Source organism: Chryseobacterium arthrosphaerae, assembly GCF_001684965.1.
GTDB classification, from domain to species: domain Bacteria; phylum Bacteroidota; class Bacteroidia; order Flavobacteriales; family Weeksellaceae; genus Chryseobacterium; species Chryseobacterium arthrosphaerae.
Genome location: NZ_MAYG01000001.1, coordinates 1671268 through 1687733, shown reverse-complemented (window position 1 = coordinate 1687733; position 16466 = coordinate 1671268). Strand labels below are relative to the sequence as shown.

Here is a 16466-nt window from a genome sequence, read left to right as displayed (position 1 = left end):
TTTCCGGCTTCCCGCTCCGTCACTATAAAATCATACTCAGCTGAACCCTTTTTCTCGCTTCATCTACTTCCGTTACTTTTACCCTTACGTGCTGGTGAAGTTTTACCACTTCATTCACATCAGATACAAAGCCGTCTTTCAGTTGGGAGATGTGTACAAGCCCGCTTTCTTTGATGCCCAGGTCTACAAAACATCCGAATGCGGTAATATTGTTGACGATTCCCGGAAGGATCATCCCTGCTTTGAGATCTTTAATGCTTTTTACATTAGGGTCAAACTCAAAAACTTTAGCCGCTTTTCTAGGATCCAGACCAGGCTTTTCAAGCTCTTTAAGGATATCTCTGATCCCCAGGATTCCGATTTCCTCCGTGATATACGATTCAGGTTTTACCAGAGCTATTTTTTCTTTATTGGCGATCAGTTCATTTGTTTTAATGCCCAGGTCTTTAGCCATTTTTTCTATAATTCCGTAAGCTTCGGGGTGCACTGCAGAATTATCCAGTGGATTTTTGCCATTGGAGATCCTTACAAAAGCTGCCGCCTGCTGGAAGGCTTTTTCTCCAAGCCTTGGTACTTTCTTCAACTGCTTCCTGTCTTCAAAAGCCCCGTTTTCAGCCCGGTAATTAACGATATTTTCAGCCATTTTCTCTCCGATTCCGGAAACATAGCTCAACAAAGATTTACTCGCTGTATTTACATTGATGCCCACTGAGTTCACACATTTCATCACCGTAGCATCAAGCTCGTTTTTCAATTGCGTCTGGTCTACATCATGCTGGTATTGCCCCACGCCGATAGATTTCGGATCAATCTTTACCAGTTCTGCCAACGGATCAGAAAGTCTCCTTCCGATCGAAACCGCTCCACGTACAGTCACGTCATACGTCGGAAACTCCTCCCTTGCAATCTTGCTTGCGGAATATACAGAGGCTCCGGCTTCAGAAACCACAAAAACCTGTAACGGCTTGTCAAAAGCAATCTTTTTAATAAAAAACTCCGTTTCACGGCTCGCTGTTCCGTTTCCGATAGAGATGGCTTCAATATTATAGGCGTTTACCATAGAACGGATCTTTTTCATCGCCATTCCGCTTTCATTCTGGGGGGCGTGAGGGTAGAGGGTTTCGTTGTGCAGCAGGTCGCCTTTCTCGTCCAGGCAAACCACTTTACAGCCGCTTCTGTATCCCGGATCTATCGCAAGGATCCTTTTTTCTCCCAAAGGCGGGGCTAAAAGCAGCTGGCTCAGGTTTTCAGAGAAGATCTCAATAGCTTTCCGGTCCGCTTTTTCCTTAGCTTCCTGCAGGGCCTCATTGGAAATGGCGGGCTCCAGAAGTCTTTTATAACTGTCTTTAATGGCCAGGGCGATGTGCTCTGCGCTTTCATTATCCGATTTAATGATGGCTTTTTCTATGAAGTCAATCGCTTCTTCCTTATCAATTCCTACATGGGTTTTCACAAACCCTTCAGATTCTGCTCTCAACATAGCGAGAAGCCTGTGTGAAGGTGTTCTGCTGAGGTTCTCTTCCCATTCAAAATACTGGGCGAACTTTTGGGCTTCTTCCTCATCTTTTCTGGCTTTCACTACTTTAGAAGTCACTACAGCCTTACGCTGGAATATACGGCGAAGGTTTTTACGCACATACATATTTTCATTGATCCATTCTGCCATGATATCCCTGGCTCCCTGAAGAGCCTCTTCCTCAGATCCTACCTCATTGTTTACGTATTTCGACGCCAACAATAGAACATCATTATTCTTCTGGCTCATGATGATCTTGGCTAAAGGTTCCAGTCCTTTTTCTTTAGCGGCATCAGCCTTGGTTTTCTTGCGTTTTTTAAAAGGCAGGTATAGATCTTCCAGTTCCTGAAGGTCAAAACTGTCTTCAATCCTCTGTCTGAGTTCAGGAGTCAAAGCATCCTGTTCTTCTATAGACTTGAGAATAGATTCCTTTCTTTTGATGATCTCTTCAAACTGCCTGCTGATCCTGGCAATCTGCTCAATCTGGGTTTCATCAAGGTTGCCGGTTTTATCCTTCCGGTAACGGGCAATAAAAGGAATGGTGCAGTCTTCTGCCAGTAATTGTAAAGTATTGTTGATGCTCTTCTCAGAAATATTGAGCTGCTTCTGTATAAATGCTACGGTCGTCATTGTTTGTTTTCGAATAGCTAAAATAGGGTTTTAAAACGAAAAAAGGCGAGTTGCCCCGCCTTGAATGTTTTCACAACGGAATAATCCTTATTGTGAATTGCTTTTCAAAATTATTGATACAAATATAGATGAAAAACTCTTAAGTTGATTTACGGGAAACCTCAATTTTAATAATTTTTTTATTTCTATTTTTATGTGGTATCTAAAAATTAATAATGATGATTAAAACTATACTTGGATTAGACTTGGGAACGAATTCTATTGGCTGGGCATTGATAAAGCAAAACTTTGAAAATAAGTATGGTGAAATCCTTGGGATGGGAAGCCGTATTATTCCAATGTCACAGGATATTTTAGGAGAATTCGGAAAAGGGAATTCTGTTTCACAAACTGCTGCAAGAACTGATTACAGAGCAACAAGAAGACTTCGTGAAAGATTTTTATTAAGAAGAGAAAGACTTCACAGAGTTTTAAACGTATTGAACTTCCTTCCGGAACATTATGCTTCGCAAATTGATTTTGACAAACGATTCGGAAAGTTTAAAGTTGAAACCGAACCGAAACTTGCATGGAAAAATATTGATGGAAAATTTTCATTTTTATTTCAAACTTCTTTCAATGAGATGCTGGAAGATTTTAAGGCACATGGGCAGGATTTAAAAGTTCCTTATGACTGGACAATTTATTATCTCCGCAAAAAGGCACTCTCACAAAAAATAGAAAAAGAAGAATTGGTCTGGATTCTTTTAAACTTTAACCAAAAACGTGGATATTATCAACTGCGTGGTGAAGAAGAGGAAGAGAACCCTAATAAACTGATAGAGTTTTATTCTTTAAAAATTATAGATGTTTTGGCAGACGAACCTCAAAAAGGAAAATCGGATATTTGGTATTCTTTGGTCTTGGAAAATGGTTGGATTTACAGACGATCCAGCAAAACATCTTTGCTGGATTGGAAAGATAAAATAAGAGACTTTATTGTTACTACTGATTTAAATGATGATGGAAGCGTCAAAACTGATAAAGAAGGAAATGAGAAAAGAAGTTTCCGTGCTCCTGGTGAAAATGACTGGACGCTTGTAAAAACAAAAACAGAGCAGGAGATAGACAGATCCCGAAAAACTGTAGGGAACTATATTTACGAAACGCTTCTTCAAAACCCTAAACAGAAAATCAAAGGGAAACTCGTTCGCACCATAGAAAGGAAGTTTTATAAAGAAGAACTTAAGCGGATTTTAGAAAAACAGAAAGAATTCCACCGTGAATTGGAGAGTAACGATCTCTATAACGATTGTATCCGGGAATTATACAGGAATAATGAAGCTCATCAATTGACTTTAAGCAAAAAAGATTTTGTTCATCTTTTTATGGAGGATATTATTTTTTACCAAAGACCTTTGAAAAGTCAGAAATCATCTATCTCCAACTGTACTTTGGAATTCAGAAAGTATAAAGATGAAAATGGAATAGAACATACACAATTTTTAAAAGCCATTCCGAAGTCCAATCCTTATTATCAGGAATTTAGAATCTGGCAGTGGATTTTTAATCTGAATATTTATAAAAAAGATAATGATGATAACGTTACAAAAGAATTTCTAAACACTACCAGGGATTTCGAAAATTTGTTTGAGTTTTTAAACAACAGAAAAGAAATTGAGCAGAAGCCATTACTTAAATTTTTGCTGGAGCAAAAGGAATTTAAAGGAAAATTACTAAATGCCGAAACCGAAAAGTTTCGCTGGAATTATGTTGAAGACAAAAAATATCCTTGTAATGAAACCAGAACAATGATTTCTGAAAGGTTGAAAAAAGTAGAAAATATTTCTGACGACTTTCTGACCAGAGAAATGGAACAGAAGATCTGGCATATCATCTATTCTGTAAATGATAAAACAGAATACGAAAAAGCATTGAAATCTTTTGCAGAAAAAAATAATCTGGATGAAAATTCTTTATTTGAAGCATTCAAAAAGTTGCCTCCTTTTAAAAGTGAATACGGTTCTTTTTCTGAAAAAGCGATTAAAAAATTGTTGCCTTTAATGCGGCTGGGCAAATATTGGAGTTATGCCAAAATCGATCTGTATTCAAAAAATAGGATTCAGAAAATTATTACGGGTGAATTTGATGAAAATATCAAAGATAGGGTGAGAGAAAAGGCAATTCGTCTCACAGCTGAAAATGATTTCCAGGGTTTACAATTGTGGTTAGCACAATATATTGTTTACGGAAGGCATTCAGAGGCATCAATGATCGGAAAATGGAACTCTGCAGATGATCTGGAAGAATTCCTGAAAGAATTTAAACAGCATTCGCTTCGTAATCCAATTGTAGAACAGGTGATTACAGAAACGCTTCGTATAGTAAAAGATATCTGGTTGAAATATGGAAATGGAGCTAAAGATTTCTTCAATGAAATTCATATTGAGCTAGGAAGGGAAATGAAACAAACTAAAGATGAAAGAGCAAATGCCACAAAAACAATAACGGAAAACGAAAATACCAACCTTCGTATTAAAGCTTTATTGGCCGAAATGATGAATGACCATTCTGTTGAAAATGTTCGCCCTTATTCTCCAATGCAGCAAGAGATTTTGAAAATTTATGAAGATGGGATTTTAAAATCAGATATAGAAATTGACGATGATATTCTGAAAATAAGTAAAACAGCACAGCCTTCTTCATCTGATTTAAAACGATATAAACTTTGGCTTGAACAGAAGTATAAATCACCTTACACAGGACAGATTATTCCATTAAATAAATTGTTTACACCGGAATATGAAATTGAACATATCATTCCACAAAGCAGATACTTTGATGATAGTTTTAGCAATAAAATTATTTGCGAATCAGCGGTTAATAAATTGAAGGATAATTATATCGGTTTAGGATTTATTAAGCAATTTGGAGGTACCATTATTGAGTGTGGTTTTGGAAAAAGGGTGAAAGTGTTTGAAGTTGGAGAATATGAAGAATTTGTCAAAAAGCATTATGCCAATAATAGAGGGAAAAGAAATAAACTCCTTTTAGAAGAAATTCCTGAAAAAATGATTGAACGTCAGATGAATGATACCCGTCATATCAGTAAATATATATCAGGGATTCTTTCCCATATTGTGAGAGTGGAGGATGGAACAGATGAAGGGGTGAATTCCAAAAATGTTATTCCCGGAAATGGAAAAATCACCACACAACTCAGACAGGACTGGGGATTGAATGATGTTTGGAATGAATTGATTCTGCCACGTTTTGAACGGATGAATCAATTGACGAATTCAACAGATTTTACTTCCTGGAATGAAAACCATCAGAAATATTTACCAACGGTTCCGGTAGAGTTTTCAAAAGGATTTTCAAAGAAAAGAATCGACCATCGCCATCACGCTTTAGATGCTTTGGTTATTGCCTGTGCCACAAAAGACCACGTAAATTTACTCAACAATCAATCGGCTAAATCGGCTACAAAACGGTATGATTTGAAGAAGAAACTGATGAAGTTTGAGAAAACAGTGTATAAAGATCCTCAAACGGAGAAAAGAATAGAGCGGGAAGTGCCCAAACATTTTTTGAAACCTTGGGAAACCTTTACGGTTGATGCCAAAAATAGATTGGAAACAATAATCGTGAGCTTTAAGCAAAACCTTCGTGTCATCAATAAAGCTACTAATTATTATGAAAAATATGTAGAAAAAGATGGTGTGATGATGAAAGAAAGAGTAGAGCAGACGGGTACAAACTGGGCAATAAGAAAACCGATGCATAAAGAAACAGTTTCCGGGAAAATTGATTTACCCTGGGTAAAAGTTCCGAAAGGAAAAATTTTGACAGCAACCAGGAAAAGTCTGGATACCTCTTTTGATTTAAAAGCAATTGCGTCAATTACAGATACCGGAATTCAGAAAATTCTTAAAAATTACCTGGAATTTAAAGAAAGTCCGGAGTTAGCATTTTCGCCTGAAGGAATTGAGGATATGAATAAAAATATCGAAAAATATAACGGTGGAAGACCTCATCAACCTATCAGTAAGGTAAGAGTTTTTGAATTAGGAAGTAAATTTCAAGTTGGCCAAACCGGAAATAAAAAAGATAAATATGTGGAAGCAGCCAAAGGAACTAATTTGTTTTTTGCAATTTATGAAGATAAAAAGGGAAAAAGAAGCTATGAAACTATTCCGTTGAATGAAGTTATTGAAAGACAAAAACAAGGATTATCTGTTGTTGATTTAAAAAACGTAAATGATTTTTTCCTCTGCCCGAATGATTTAGTATATATTCCTTCAGGTGATGAATTTGAAAACAGAGGCAGTATTGAAATTGAAAATATAACAAAAGAGAAAAGTGAAAGATTTTATAAGGTCGTAAGTTTTTCAGGAAGTCAGATATTTTTTGTAAGGCATGATATTGCTGTATCAATTGTTAATAAAGGAGAATTTTCAACATTGAATAAAATGGAACGGGCAATTGATGGCTCAATGGTTAAAGAAATTTGTATCAAGCTGAAAATAGACCGTTTAGGAGATGTTTTAAAAGCATAAGATATATCAAAAGAATAAATTCTTTCAAAAAGCTTAAACCATGATCACCCGCTCCATCTACATCGGAAATCCCGCTTATCTTAAACTCAAAGATGAACAAATGTATATTTTAGATCCTTCTACTAAGGAAATGAAAGGCAAGGTTCCTGTGGAAGATTTGGGATTACTGATGCTGGATCATTTTCAGATCACTATTTCACATCAGCTAATTCAGAAAATGATGGGAAACAATGTGGTTGTGGTTAGTTGTGATGGGCAGCATTTACCACACGGAATGATGCTTCCGTTGTATGGGCATACTGAACATTCTGACAGGATCAAAGACCAGTTAGAAGCCAGTGAACCTCTTAAAAAACAACTTTGGAAACAGACGGTTGAATGTAAAATTGAAAACCAGAAAAAAGTTTTAAAACGATTAGGAAATTATTATGAACCGATGGCTGACTATCAGAATAATGTGAAAAGCGGCGATATTACGAATATGGAAGGTATTGCAGCACAACATTACTGGAAGTATCTCATCAGTCTGGATTTTTTGAGACAGCGTTTTGGAGATTCACCCAATCAGTTTTTCAATTTTGGCTATTCGGTGCTCAGAAGTATTGTAGCAAGAGCAATTGTTGAAACCGGATTACTTCCAGTTCTGGGTATTTTCCACAAGAATAAATACAATCCTTACTGTCTGGCTGACGATCTGATGGAACCTTATCGCCCATTCATTGATTTGCTTGTGATGCAGTGGCTGGAAATTCATTCTGATACAGAAGAATTGACAAAAGAGTTTAAAGCTCATATTCTGCAGATTGCTACCAAAGATGTTCGTATTGACGACAAAACGAGACCTCTGTTGGTTGCCGTTAAAATAACTGCTTCGTCACTGTACAAATGCTATACAGGCGAAAAACGTCTGATCTCTTATCCTGAATTATTATGAATTCCGAAAGGTTTAATGCATATAGAATTATGTGGGTTTTAGTATTATATGATTTACCGACAGAGACTAAGGCCAATATGAAAGATGCTAACCGCTTTCGTAAATCTTTGCTTGATGATGGTTTTACATTGTTTCAGTTTTCAATGTATGTAAGACATTGCCCGAGCCGTGAAAATGCTGAAGTTCATATTAAAAGAGTGAAATTTATGCTTCCAAAAGCAGGGAAAGTTGCCATTATGTGCATCACTGATAAGCAATTTGGAGATATTGAAATATTCTTTGCCAGAAATAAAGAAGAACCGCCACCAACCTTTCAACAGCTTGAATTATTCTAAATTTTAAATTCTAAAAACAAAAATAATCTACTGAAAACCAGTAGATTATTTTTTGAGGCTGTGACTAATCACGAAGATAATAATTTTTGAAAGCAATTCACAACTAAACAAAGCAACAGGTCAAAAGGATGCTGGCTGTGACTAATCACGAAGATAATAATTTTTGAAAGCAATTCACAACACTTAACTGCTGCTTTCTTATAGCCCTTGAGCTGTGACTAATCACGAAGATAATAATTTTTGAAAGCAATTCACAACATGAAGGCTATAATGTTGTTGAGTATCAACGCTGTGACTAATCACGAAGATAATAATTTTTGAAAGCAATTCACAACCACATGCGATAACTACTATCGCGCGGGTTCGCTGTGACTAATCACGAAGATAATAATTTTTGAAAGCAATTCACAACGCTCGGTAAAAACAGTTTTTAGCATTTACAGCTGTGACTAATCACGAAGATAATAATTTTTGAAAGCAATTCACAACCCCCCGGATTATATACCCTGGCTACAGAAGGCTGTGACTAATCACGAAGATAATAATTTTTGAAAGCAATTCACAACCTAAGCTTTGAATCAAATGTAAACATTTTTGCTGTGACTAATCACGAAGATAATAATTTTTGAAAGCAATTCACAACACAGTACAAAAATAATTGTACATTAGCGGAGCTGTGACTAATCACGAAGATAATAATTTTTGAAAGCAATTCACAACAGCCCGAACATTTGAGTAAAATGAGTAAAAGCTGTGACTAATCACGAAGATAATAATTTTTGAAAGCAATTCACAACAAGTTCAGCAATTGCATCTTGAACAGCTTTGCTGTGACTAATCACGAAGATAATAATTTTTGAAAGCAATTCACAACTTATTTTCCTAAAGATCGTTTCTGTGGTTGGCTGTGACTAATCACGAAGATAATAATTTTTGAAAGCAATTCACAACAGAGATACATAAAACATAAAGCACCAAATAGCTGTGACTAATCACGAAGATAATAATTTTTGAAAGCAATTCACAACCCCAATTGATCTGCAGAATATAACCGAAGAGCTGTGACTAATCACGAAGATAATAATTTTTGAAAGCAATTCACAACAGAAGACTGGAAGGGATTATTAATCGAATTGCTGTGACTAATCACGAAGATAATAATTTTTGAAAGCAATTCACAACACATTCTTTGATATTGACGCCAATAAGAACGCTGTGACTAATCACGAAGATAATAATTTTTGAAAGCAATTCACAACACGAGCCCGCCTCAGTTCTTCTGCCCTTTGGCTGTGACTAATCACGAAGATAATAATTTTTGAAAGCAATTCACAACAATTGCGTTTGCTATTGTTCCTGTACCGTTGCTGTGACTAATCACGAAGATAATAATTTTTGAAAGCAATTCACAACAGCTGTCATAACAGCAAAAACTTACGATGAGCTGTGACTAATCACGAAGATAATAATTTTTGAAAGCAATTCACAACTACCAACCAAATTACTTTTTAACTCGTTTTGCTGTGACTAATCACAAAGCTATTAAATTTCTAATCTTCCATTAATTTATTCTGTCTGCAGGTTTTTCAACGTCCTCGCCGAAACTGTAAACGCATCTTTTAAAGCTGTTTGTGTATCAACGGAATTGATATGTGCGTCCCATTCTTCGAAAGCAACAATATCACTGACTACGAAAATAGCGCCAACGGAGACATTCCGAAATTGACCTACTGCGAACATTGAAGCAGCTTCCATTTCTACTGTGTCTATGCCTAACTTGCTATAATAAGCAATTTCATCTGCGGTTTCACGATACATTGAATCTATAGTCCAGGAACTTCCTGTTTTATAGGTTGCTTTTATCGAGTTTAATGTGCGGTCAATTGCGGCAGTCATCGATGTTGACGCATAGGCAAACATTTCATCAGGAAGATAATGATAGGATAATCCCTCGTCTCTGACAGCTTTTTCACAGAGAATCATAGAGCCTATTGGCAAGTCTTTTTGTAAGCAGCCCGCATGTCCGATCATAATATGATTTTTTATTCCCTGCGATATAAGGATCTCGAGTAAATGAGTGCTCGCTGGTCCACCAATACCAAAGTTTCCAACCACTGCTATGCCTTGAAATTCCCCCTGAAGAATATGTATATCCGCGGTCCAAAATCTACCCGATTCATTTTTGTAATTAGCTTTTATGAACTCCATAAGATATTCTTCATAACAAAAAATAACTGAATGAATGGGTTTATGTTGTAAAAATGAATCAATATCAGCGCTAAAGTGATCTTTCGGAGTCAATGCAACCTTCTGGAGATATTTTTTCGGGAAAACAGGTACAGCCATAATTATAGGTATTGAATTGTTGGAAATCTAAGATACAAATAATGATCCTTAATTTTAAATATAAAAAATGAAGAAATCTTTAATGACTTGTGAATTAAATCTATATAATATTCCAGTGATATTGGCAGATTCACAGATGGGAATAACAGACTTAATACTACATGACCTTTTTTAAAATAGGTTATGGTAAACCGTATTTTAGTTATGACATGATAGTATATTTTTGGACCAATTAAATAATATACCATGAAAAAAATAATTTTACTTACTGTGTTTTTTGTAGTGGCAATATCTTGTAGTGGTGGTGGATCTGACTCCGGAGGCTGTTCTTACAATGGACATGCTCTGCATGTTGGTGAAAAAGGAGGTTGCTATTATGTGAATTCTTCCGGCAATAAAGAATATGTAGATAAAAAGCACTGTAGTAGTTGTTACTGAATAAACAATTCCCCACTCTTGAGTGGGGGATTTTATTACTTTGCTTTTGTCATAGCTTGGAAAAAGTGAGATTCCTTATATAATATGCCACCATGTAGCTGCCACCCCAGTACAAGATGGTCATTAACTTGTTTTTCTAAGTCATATGTTCCTTGACCGACAATGATTTTGTATTGCATAATATCACTAATTTAAGCTGGCAATGTACAAACAATTCAAACTCAGTCATTACGGTTTCCCGTAGAGCTATTACTACAGTCTATCAGTATATTTACGGAAAAGGCCAAAATATATTATTGCGTGATGTATTGTTCTTAAATTTACTAGCTTTAATAAATAGAAAACTCTTATTCCTCCTGGGGTATCCGGGGAATTTTTTTGTTTTTTTAAATCCAATTTTTAATTCTCATCGTATATCAAAATACAACTGATTGACTGAAACGATTGCAAAATAGTTTCTGATCATTTAAATTTGCCCCCGATTCTCATGTTTATTTGAGTTTTCATGGTTATTAGTTTTTTTATCCCCGGCGAAGTCCGGGGATTTTTTTGGATAATTTTTTTTAACACGTCAGGTATGTATAAAAGGCGGCGGAGACAGGAGAGTTGTATCCCTGATGGTGTCGACTTTTGCTGTGACTTATCACGAAGATGATAATTTTATTATCAATGTATATATTAATCAATTATAAATTAATCTTTAAGTTTTTACTTTCTTTCAATATATCTTACATATTTTATTTACCTATGTTCTCAAAAATCAAAACTAATAGTATGAGAACAATATTGCCCCTATTCATATGTTTTTACTGCATGATATCCTGTATGAATACCAATCCTGAAGAATCAAAAATATGTAAATGCAACGTACAGGAATACGAACGGATTATTGTATTTAAAAATGAAAATGATGGTACTTATACAGGATATTCTGATACTGGATGGGCTGCCAAAGGAGATCTTAAGCAAGATAGTGCTGTAGATTGCTTTAAAAATCAAATGGTGAAGAATGAGGAATTTTCAAGCAATTATGATTCGCAATACAGAAGGGAGATACACCGTAAATGGATTTACACTTGCAAATAACAGAAATTTGTATTTCTTGATATATGTTAAGATATCGTAAGGGAGGTTTTTCTACTTTTGTACCCGGAAATAAAAATTTCAATAAACATTTTAAACATTTTAACAATATGAAAAAAATTAGCGTAATTGCATTGGCAGCAGTAGGATTACTTTTAGCATCATGTAACAAAGAAAAATCAGCAGAGTCTGCAGCTACAGCCCAGGAGCAAACCGTAGCTGAGAGCAAAGGTGAAACACTGGCAGTAGATACGGTAGCTTCAGTAGTAAACTGGAAAGCCTACCATAAAGGGGGGATGGCTCCTCGTTGGGGAACACTTACGGTAAAGTCCGGAGACATCAGTGTTGATGCAGGCCAGGTTACTGCAGGAAACTTTGTGATTGACATGAACTCTATAAAAGTAGATCCGGCTTCAGTAACAGAAAAAGACAAAAAACCGGCTGATCTTGAAGGTCACCTGAAAAGCCCTGACTTCTTTGATGTAGCGAAAAACCCTACCTCAGATTTCAAAATTACAAGCGTTACAGATTTGAAAGAAGCACCAAAAGATGCCATAGCAGGCGCTAATAAAACCGTAAGCGGAAACCTTACCCTATCAGGAAAAACAATGAACGTTACTTTCCCTGCTAAAGTAGATGTAGCAGAAGGTACAGCAGCTGTTCAGGCTAAGTTTACAGTAAACAGAGCAGATTGGGGGATCAAATTCGGTACTTCGGAAGCCGATCCTGCAGAATGGATGATCAGCAAAGATATCGAGATTGCGATCGATGTAAAAGCTAAAAAATAATTTTCAGACGTATCAACAGTCTGCAAGCTGCTTTCTTTGGGAAGCAGCTTTTTTGTTTTTTGAGGTAAAACTTTTATTGTAGCCGGGAAAGGATTTAAAAGGCAATCAACATTATTTTCCGGAAGATTTTGAAAAATTCATAGGGGGAAGGAGTAATCATGAAGAATATTCAGCATGGAAAGTAAATTCAGATTTTAATCGCTTTACATCATTTAACGAATAATTTTTATTAATCCCAGTATGATTTTCAAAAAGAGGTGAAGAAAATGTTTTTTATATTAAAAGGTGATTATTGTTTGATTTTCAGTTGTTTATTGGTATTATTTTTGAAGAAAATTGATTAGTATCTGATAATGATTTCTGATATGACCGTAAGATTTTATGAAGATAAGATACAACCAAGTATAACACCAAAATACCAAAATGATGGAAAAGAATGTAAATCCTCAAAAAGAGGCAGACCCGTATCCGCATGATCTTTTGGCTCTTTTTGCTGAAATTTTAAATGTTCTTCAAAAGAAAGAGCCGGATCATTTTCCGTTTTATGACAGTGCCGATGTCAAACGTTTGCTGAATATCAGCGACAGCACTTTGCACCGCATCAGGAAATCAGAGAAGATTCCGTATGTTAAGATCGGAAACAAAATATTTTACCCGAAATCATTTTTCAACAACGCCTTCAAATCATGAAGGCTTTTTTTATGAAGTACTGTGCTATTCAGATCACCAAATCTTACACTTATCTTCGGACTTCCTTCGGACGTTCTTCGGATGAGCTTCGATAAAATGATTCTTTTTCCGAAGCTCATCCGAAGAACTATCGAAGAGCTATCGAAGAAATGGAGGATCAGATTCAAAAACCGGGGAGTATTACAAAACGTACACTATTTTCTGTTGAATGAAATAAACAATCAAACAAAATGCAATGAAAGATCATTTGAATGTTTGATTTTTAAGAGTAAGAATGAAAGGCTTCACCGTTGAAGGAGGTACATGACCATATCCGCTTTATAAGAATCAATTTCATCGATTCCATTCTTTGTATCCTTAAAAATCAGCAGTTTTAAAAATAGAATCTTTGCGTTCAAAAATCCTCACTATTCATCAATTCAAAGAACAACAATAGTGTCCCTCAACTTTTGTAGCCGGTCCTAAATGGTTCTGCAACCTGTCAAAACCTGTCAGAACAGATCAAAACCCGTCACTATTTCCACAGGTGATGAATTATTGGAAATTCCTTTATACATTCGTTATGCGAACCAAAAAAACACGTAAAAATGGCAAGAATAACAAAAGGAATCCTTGGCGGATTCTCAGGAAAAGTAGGCACCATTGTAGGGGCCAACTGGCGAGGAAAAGATATTATCAGAAGTATCCCAACCCCAAGCAACAGACCACCCAGTGAAAAGCAAATGCTTCAGCAGATGAAGTTTAAGCTTGTGGTAAGCTTTTTACGGCCCCTTGGTGCTATTCAGAAAAAGTATTTCGGATTGAACAGCGGCTCGAAATCCAGGATCAACCTGGCGGTATCTTATACCATTAATGAAGCTGTTCCCGAAGGTCTTGAAATCCCGAATGTTGATTTCCCTGAACTTAAAGTAAAACCTAAATTCAATGGTAATATTGCAGAGATAGACTGGAAAACCTCTACTGATCCCAACGATTACCTGAGAAGATATGGATATGTGTATGATGCTTTGAACAGATTATCGGCAGGCTTTTACCAGAAAAACAATAATCCGTCTGCCAAAGAATATTTTGAGAAGATGGACTATGATGCCAATGGTAATATTACCCAGCTAAAAAGATCTGCAGCATCAGAACAGGGTGTTTCTGCTCTTATTGATAATCTTACTTATGCTTATGAAGGAAACAGGTTGAAGACCGTCACCGATAGTTCAACAGATTACAGAGGGTACCCCGATACTTCCGGAAGCATCATAGGATATGATGATAACGGGAATATGACGGACCAGAAAGATAAAGGGATTTTGAATATTACCTACAACTATCTCAATCTGCCGGATTATATCCTTTTTAATAAATTTCTTTCAACCCGTACAGGACAGCTCAGAGAAAATACCCAATACCTTTACCGTGCAGATGGCATTAAACTGAGAAAGACCTATAAATATGCACCTTCTAACCCCTTAGGTACCGAGACCAGTCTATATATAAAAACAACTGAATACTTAGACGGCTTCCAATATGAAACTGGTACAGGTAAAAAAGAACTTATTTTCGGATTAAAGTTTGTTCCCACCCCTGAAGGGTATTATAATTTTGAAAATAATAAGTATATTTACAATTACACGGATCATTTAGGAAATATACGTTTAAGTTATTTCAAAAATGATACAGGAGTAGAAGTTCTTGAAGAGAATAATTACTATCCATTTGGTATGAAACATGAAGGATACAATACATTATCTGGAAATCCTAACTACAATTATAAATACAACGGCAAAGAGTTGCAAACTGAATCTGGGATGTATGATTATGGAGCAAGGATGTATATGCCGGAGTTGGGAAGATGGGGTGTGGTGGATCCGCTGGCGGAAACTTCCAGACGTTGGAGTCCTTTTGCATATGCATTTAATAACCCAATCAGGTTTATTGATCCTGATGGACGGCAGGCGGAAGATAAGATTAAGATATTTAATAATGGTAACATAGAAAGAACAAAAGACAATAATCCTTATGACACCATAACAAATGAAGATGAGTCTAAGTCTATCCAAATTGCCCGTACAAATGTGACAGAATCAAATCCAACAGGAGATTCGCAAATAGGAAATATAAATACAATTCCATTAGAAGTACCTGGAATGGATGGTGAACTGGGAGGAACACAGTTTACATCTTTTCAAATTCAAAATTATGCTGTAGCAACTCAAGTGTTTGAATTTGCATCACTTAATACAAATGTTGAATTTAGGCAAGAACAATTTTCTTTTTCCGATGGAGGCTCTACTAATATGATTACTACAAATGGTATGAAAAATTTAGTTTTGGGAGTTGGTGATATTTTTGGAAAAGATTATACTTTTTCAGCGGGTCATAATATAGGAAATTCTACTAAAATAGAGATGTCGCATTCTCACCCTGATGCAAATCCATTTTGGCCTTCAGGATTTAATAATCAAGGAAAAGATAGTAATCCTACTTTTACCCCTGGTCTACCTTGGTATGACAGAAAATCAGCAACCGCTACAAATAATTATGTTTTTAGTAAATATTTGCATAATTTAAATGGTGGTGGTTATATCAAGTATAATACACAAGGAGCAACATATACAAAAACAAAGAAATGAGATTTTTAAACCTTATATTAATATTTTTATTGATATCCTGCAAGGGACAGAACATAGAAAAGAAACAGGATAATTTAAAAAGAATTACCCAATCCTACATCGATTTTAAAAAAAGTATTGGAAAATTTGATACAGAAAATGATGTTATTTTGATAGGAGCAAATTCTATTGATAAGAATACTTATTGGCTAGATATTGTATTTGATAACAGCCATACTTTATATGGTATGGATTATAAAGATCTATATCAAATAGATGGACTAAAGGTTATAATATTTAAAGATTTGGATAAGAGTCAATTGTTGGAAAATCTTTTCGAAAAAATTCCTTATGAGAACCTTAATAAAGCAAAATATAGTATGACTTATGATGTAGTTCCTTTTCATACAGAACTTAATAATAAAAATGAAGTTTTATCAATAAAATCAAAGTACCCAATAAAAGATATACTCCCATTTTTAAGAAAAAATAAAGTGAAATTTTCAAAGGATTATATAGATTAATCCTCCTGCTGGCGCGAGCGTCTCGCTCGTGTCCATTAATA

Annotated in this window: 11 protein-coding genes and 1 CRISPR repeat array; of the genes, 8 read left to right on the top strand and 3 right to left on the bottom strand. The window is 35.6% G+C overall.

The genetic code is table 11. From position 1 onward, the window contains the following. Positions 1–22: 22 nt before the first annotated feature. The gene (locus tag BBI00_RS07725) at positions 23–2146 is read right to left on the bottom strand and encodes a Tex family protein (RefSeq protein WP_065398222.1); all 2124 of its coding nucleotides are present in this window, start codon (positions 2144–2146) and stop codon (positions 23–25) included. Positions 2147–2361: 215 nt separating this feature from the next. Between BBI00_RS07725 and cas9 the strand changes: the two genes are divergently transcribed. Genes cas9 through cas2 form a run of 3 tightly spaced genes read left to right on the top strand, consistent with a single transcriptional unit; the run spans position 2362 to position 7953 of the window. Beyond that, positions 2362–6684: a type II CRISPR RNA-guided endonuclease Cas9 gene (cas9, locus tag BBI00_RS07720; RefSeq protein ID WP_228394734.1), complete on the top strand. Its 4323-nt coding sequence runs from the start codon at positions 2362–2364 to the stop codon at positions 6682–6684. Positions 6685–6724: 40 nt separating this feature from the next. Then, entirely contained in the window at positions 6725–7618 is an 894-nt protein-coding gene (gene cas1, locus BBI00_RS07715; RefSeq protein WP_065398221.1) for a type II CRISPR-associated endonuclease Cas1, read from the top strand. Next, positions 7615–7953, top strand: a complete 339-nt coding sequence (gene cas2 / locus BBI00_RS07710; RefSeq protein WP_065398220.1) for a CRISPR-associated endonuclease Cas2 — start codon at positions 7615–7617, stop codon at positions 7951–7953. Before cas1 ends, cas2 begins: the two co-directional genes overlap by 4 nt. 57 nt (positions 7954–8010) lie before the next feature. Beyond that, a CRISPR array of direct repeats spans positions 8011–9443; the repeat unit is 47 nt; unit sequence GCTGTGACTAATCACGAAGATAATAATTTTTGAAAGCAATTCACAAC. Positions 9444–9519: 76 nt separating this feature from the next. On the opposite strand, the gene BBI00_RS07705 is transcribed toward cas2, so the two are convergent. Together BBI00_RS07705 and BBI00_RS23760 are read right to left on the bottom strand one after the other, a co-directional pair. Further along, complete coding sequence (locus tag BBI00_RS07705) at positions 9520–10299, bottom strand: nucleoside phosphorylase (protein ID WP_065398219.1); 780 nt, start codon at positions 10297–10299, stop codon at positions 9520–9522. Between the two features lie 473 nt (positions 10300–10772). Then, entirely contained in the window at positions 10773–10916 is a 144-nt protein-coding gene (locus BBI00_RS23760; protein WP_083988451.1) for a DUF1737 domain-containing protein, read from the bottom strand. A 646-nt stretch (positions 10917–11562) separates the two neighbouring features. Here BBI00_RS23760 and BBI00_RS07700 point away from each other — a divergent pair. The 5 genes from BBI00_RS07700 (at position 11563) to BBI00_RS07680 (ending at position 16425) form a co-directional block, all read left to right on the top strand. Next, on the top strand, positions 11563–11823 hold the full coding sequence (locus BBI00_RS07700; RefSeq protein WP_065398218.1) for a hypothetical protein: 261 nt from the start codon (positions 11563–11565) through the stop codon (positions 11821–11823). Positions 11824–11930: 107 nt separating this feature from the next. Then, positions 11931–12608, top strand: coding sequence for a YceI family protein (locus BBI00_RS07695; RefSeq protein WP_065399660.1), 678 nt, complete (start codon positions 11931–11933; stop codon positions 12606–12608). A 423-nt stretch (positions 12609–13031) separates the two neighbouring features. After that, on the top strand, positions 13032–13298 hold the full coding sequence (locus BBI00_RS07690) for a helix-turn-helix domain-containing protein (RefSeq protein ID WP_228394733.1): 267 nt from the start codon (positions 13032–13034) through the stop codon (positions 13296–13298). 587 nt (positions 13299–13885) lie between these two features. After that, entirely contained in the window at positions 13886–15922 is a 2037-nt protein-coding gene (locus BBI00_RS23715) for a DUF6266 family protein (protein WP_065398216.1), read from the top strand. Continuing rightward, positions 15919–16425 (top strand): hypothetical protein, encoded by a 507-nt coding sequence (locus BBI00_RS07680; RefSeq protein ID WP_123902235.1) that lies wholly within the window; start codon positions 15919–15921, stop codon positions 16423–16425. The genes BBI00_RS23715 and BBI00_RS07680 overlap by 4 nt, the downstream gene beginning before the upstream one ends. Positions 16426–16466 lie beyond the last annotated feature (41 nt).

Excerpts from the sequence above, each read along its gene's own strand:
- BBI00_RS07680 (WP_123902235.1), top strand. The coding sequence starts at position 15,919 with ATGAGATTTTTAAACCTTATATTAATATTTTTATTGATATCCTGCAAG.
- cas1 (WP_065398221.1), top strand. The coding sequence starts at position 6,725 with ATGATCACCCGCTCCATCTACATCGGAAATCCCGCTTATCTTAAACTC.
- BBI00_RS07725 (WP_065398222.1), bottom strand. The coding sequence starts at position 2,146 with ATGACGACCGTAGCATTTATACAGAAGCAGCTCAATATTTCTGAGAAG.
- cas2 (WP_065398220.1), top strand. The coding sequence starts at position 7,615 with ATGAATTCCGAAAGGTTTAATGCATATAGAATTATGTGGGTTTTAGTA.
- BBI00_RS23715 (WP_065398216.1), top strand. The coding sequence starts at position 13,886 with ATGGCAAGAATAACAAAAGGAATCCTTGGCGGATTCTCAGGAAAAGTA.
- BBI00_RS07700 (WP_065398218.1), top strand. The coding sequence starts at position 11,563 with ATGAATACCAATCCTGAAGAATCAAAAATATGTAAATGCAACGTACAG.
- BBI00_RS23760 (WP_083988451.1), bottom strand. The coding sequence starts at position 10,916 with ATGCAATACAAAATCATTGTCGGTCAAGGAACATATGACTTAGAAAAA.
- cas9 (WP_228394734.1), top strand. The coding sequence starts at position 2,362 with ATGATGATTAAAACTATACTTGGATTAGACTTGGGAACGAATTCTATT.
- BBI00_RS07695 (WP_065399660.1), top strand. The coding sequence starts at position 11,931 with ATGAAAAAAATTAGCGTAATTGCATTGGCAGCAGTAGGATTACTTTTA.
- BBI00_RS07705 (WP_065398219.1), bottom strand. The coding sequence starts at position 10,299 with ATGGCTGTACCTGTTTTCCCGAAAAAATATCTCCAGAAGGTTGCATTG.
- BBI00_RS07690 (WP_228394733.1), top strand. The coding sequence starts at position 13,032 with ATGATGGAAAAGAATGTAAATCCTCAAAAAGAGGCAGACCCGTATCCG.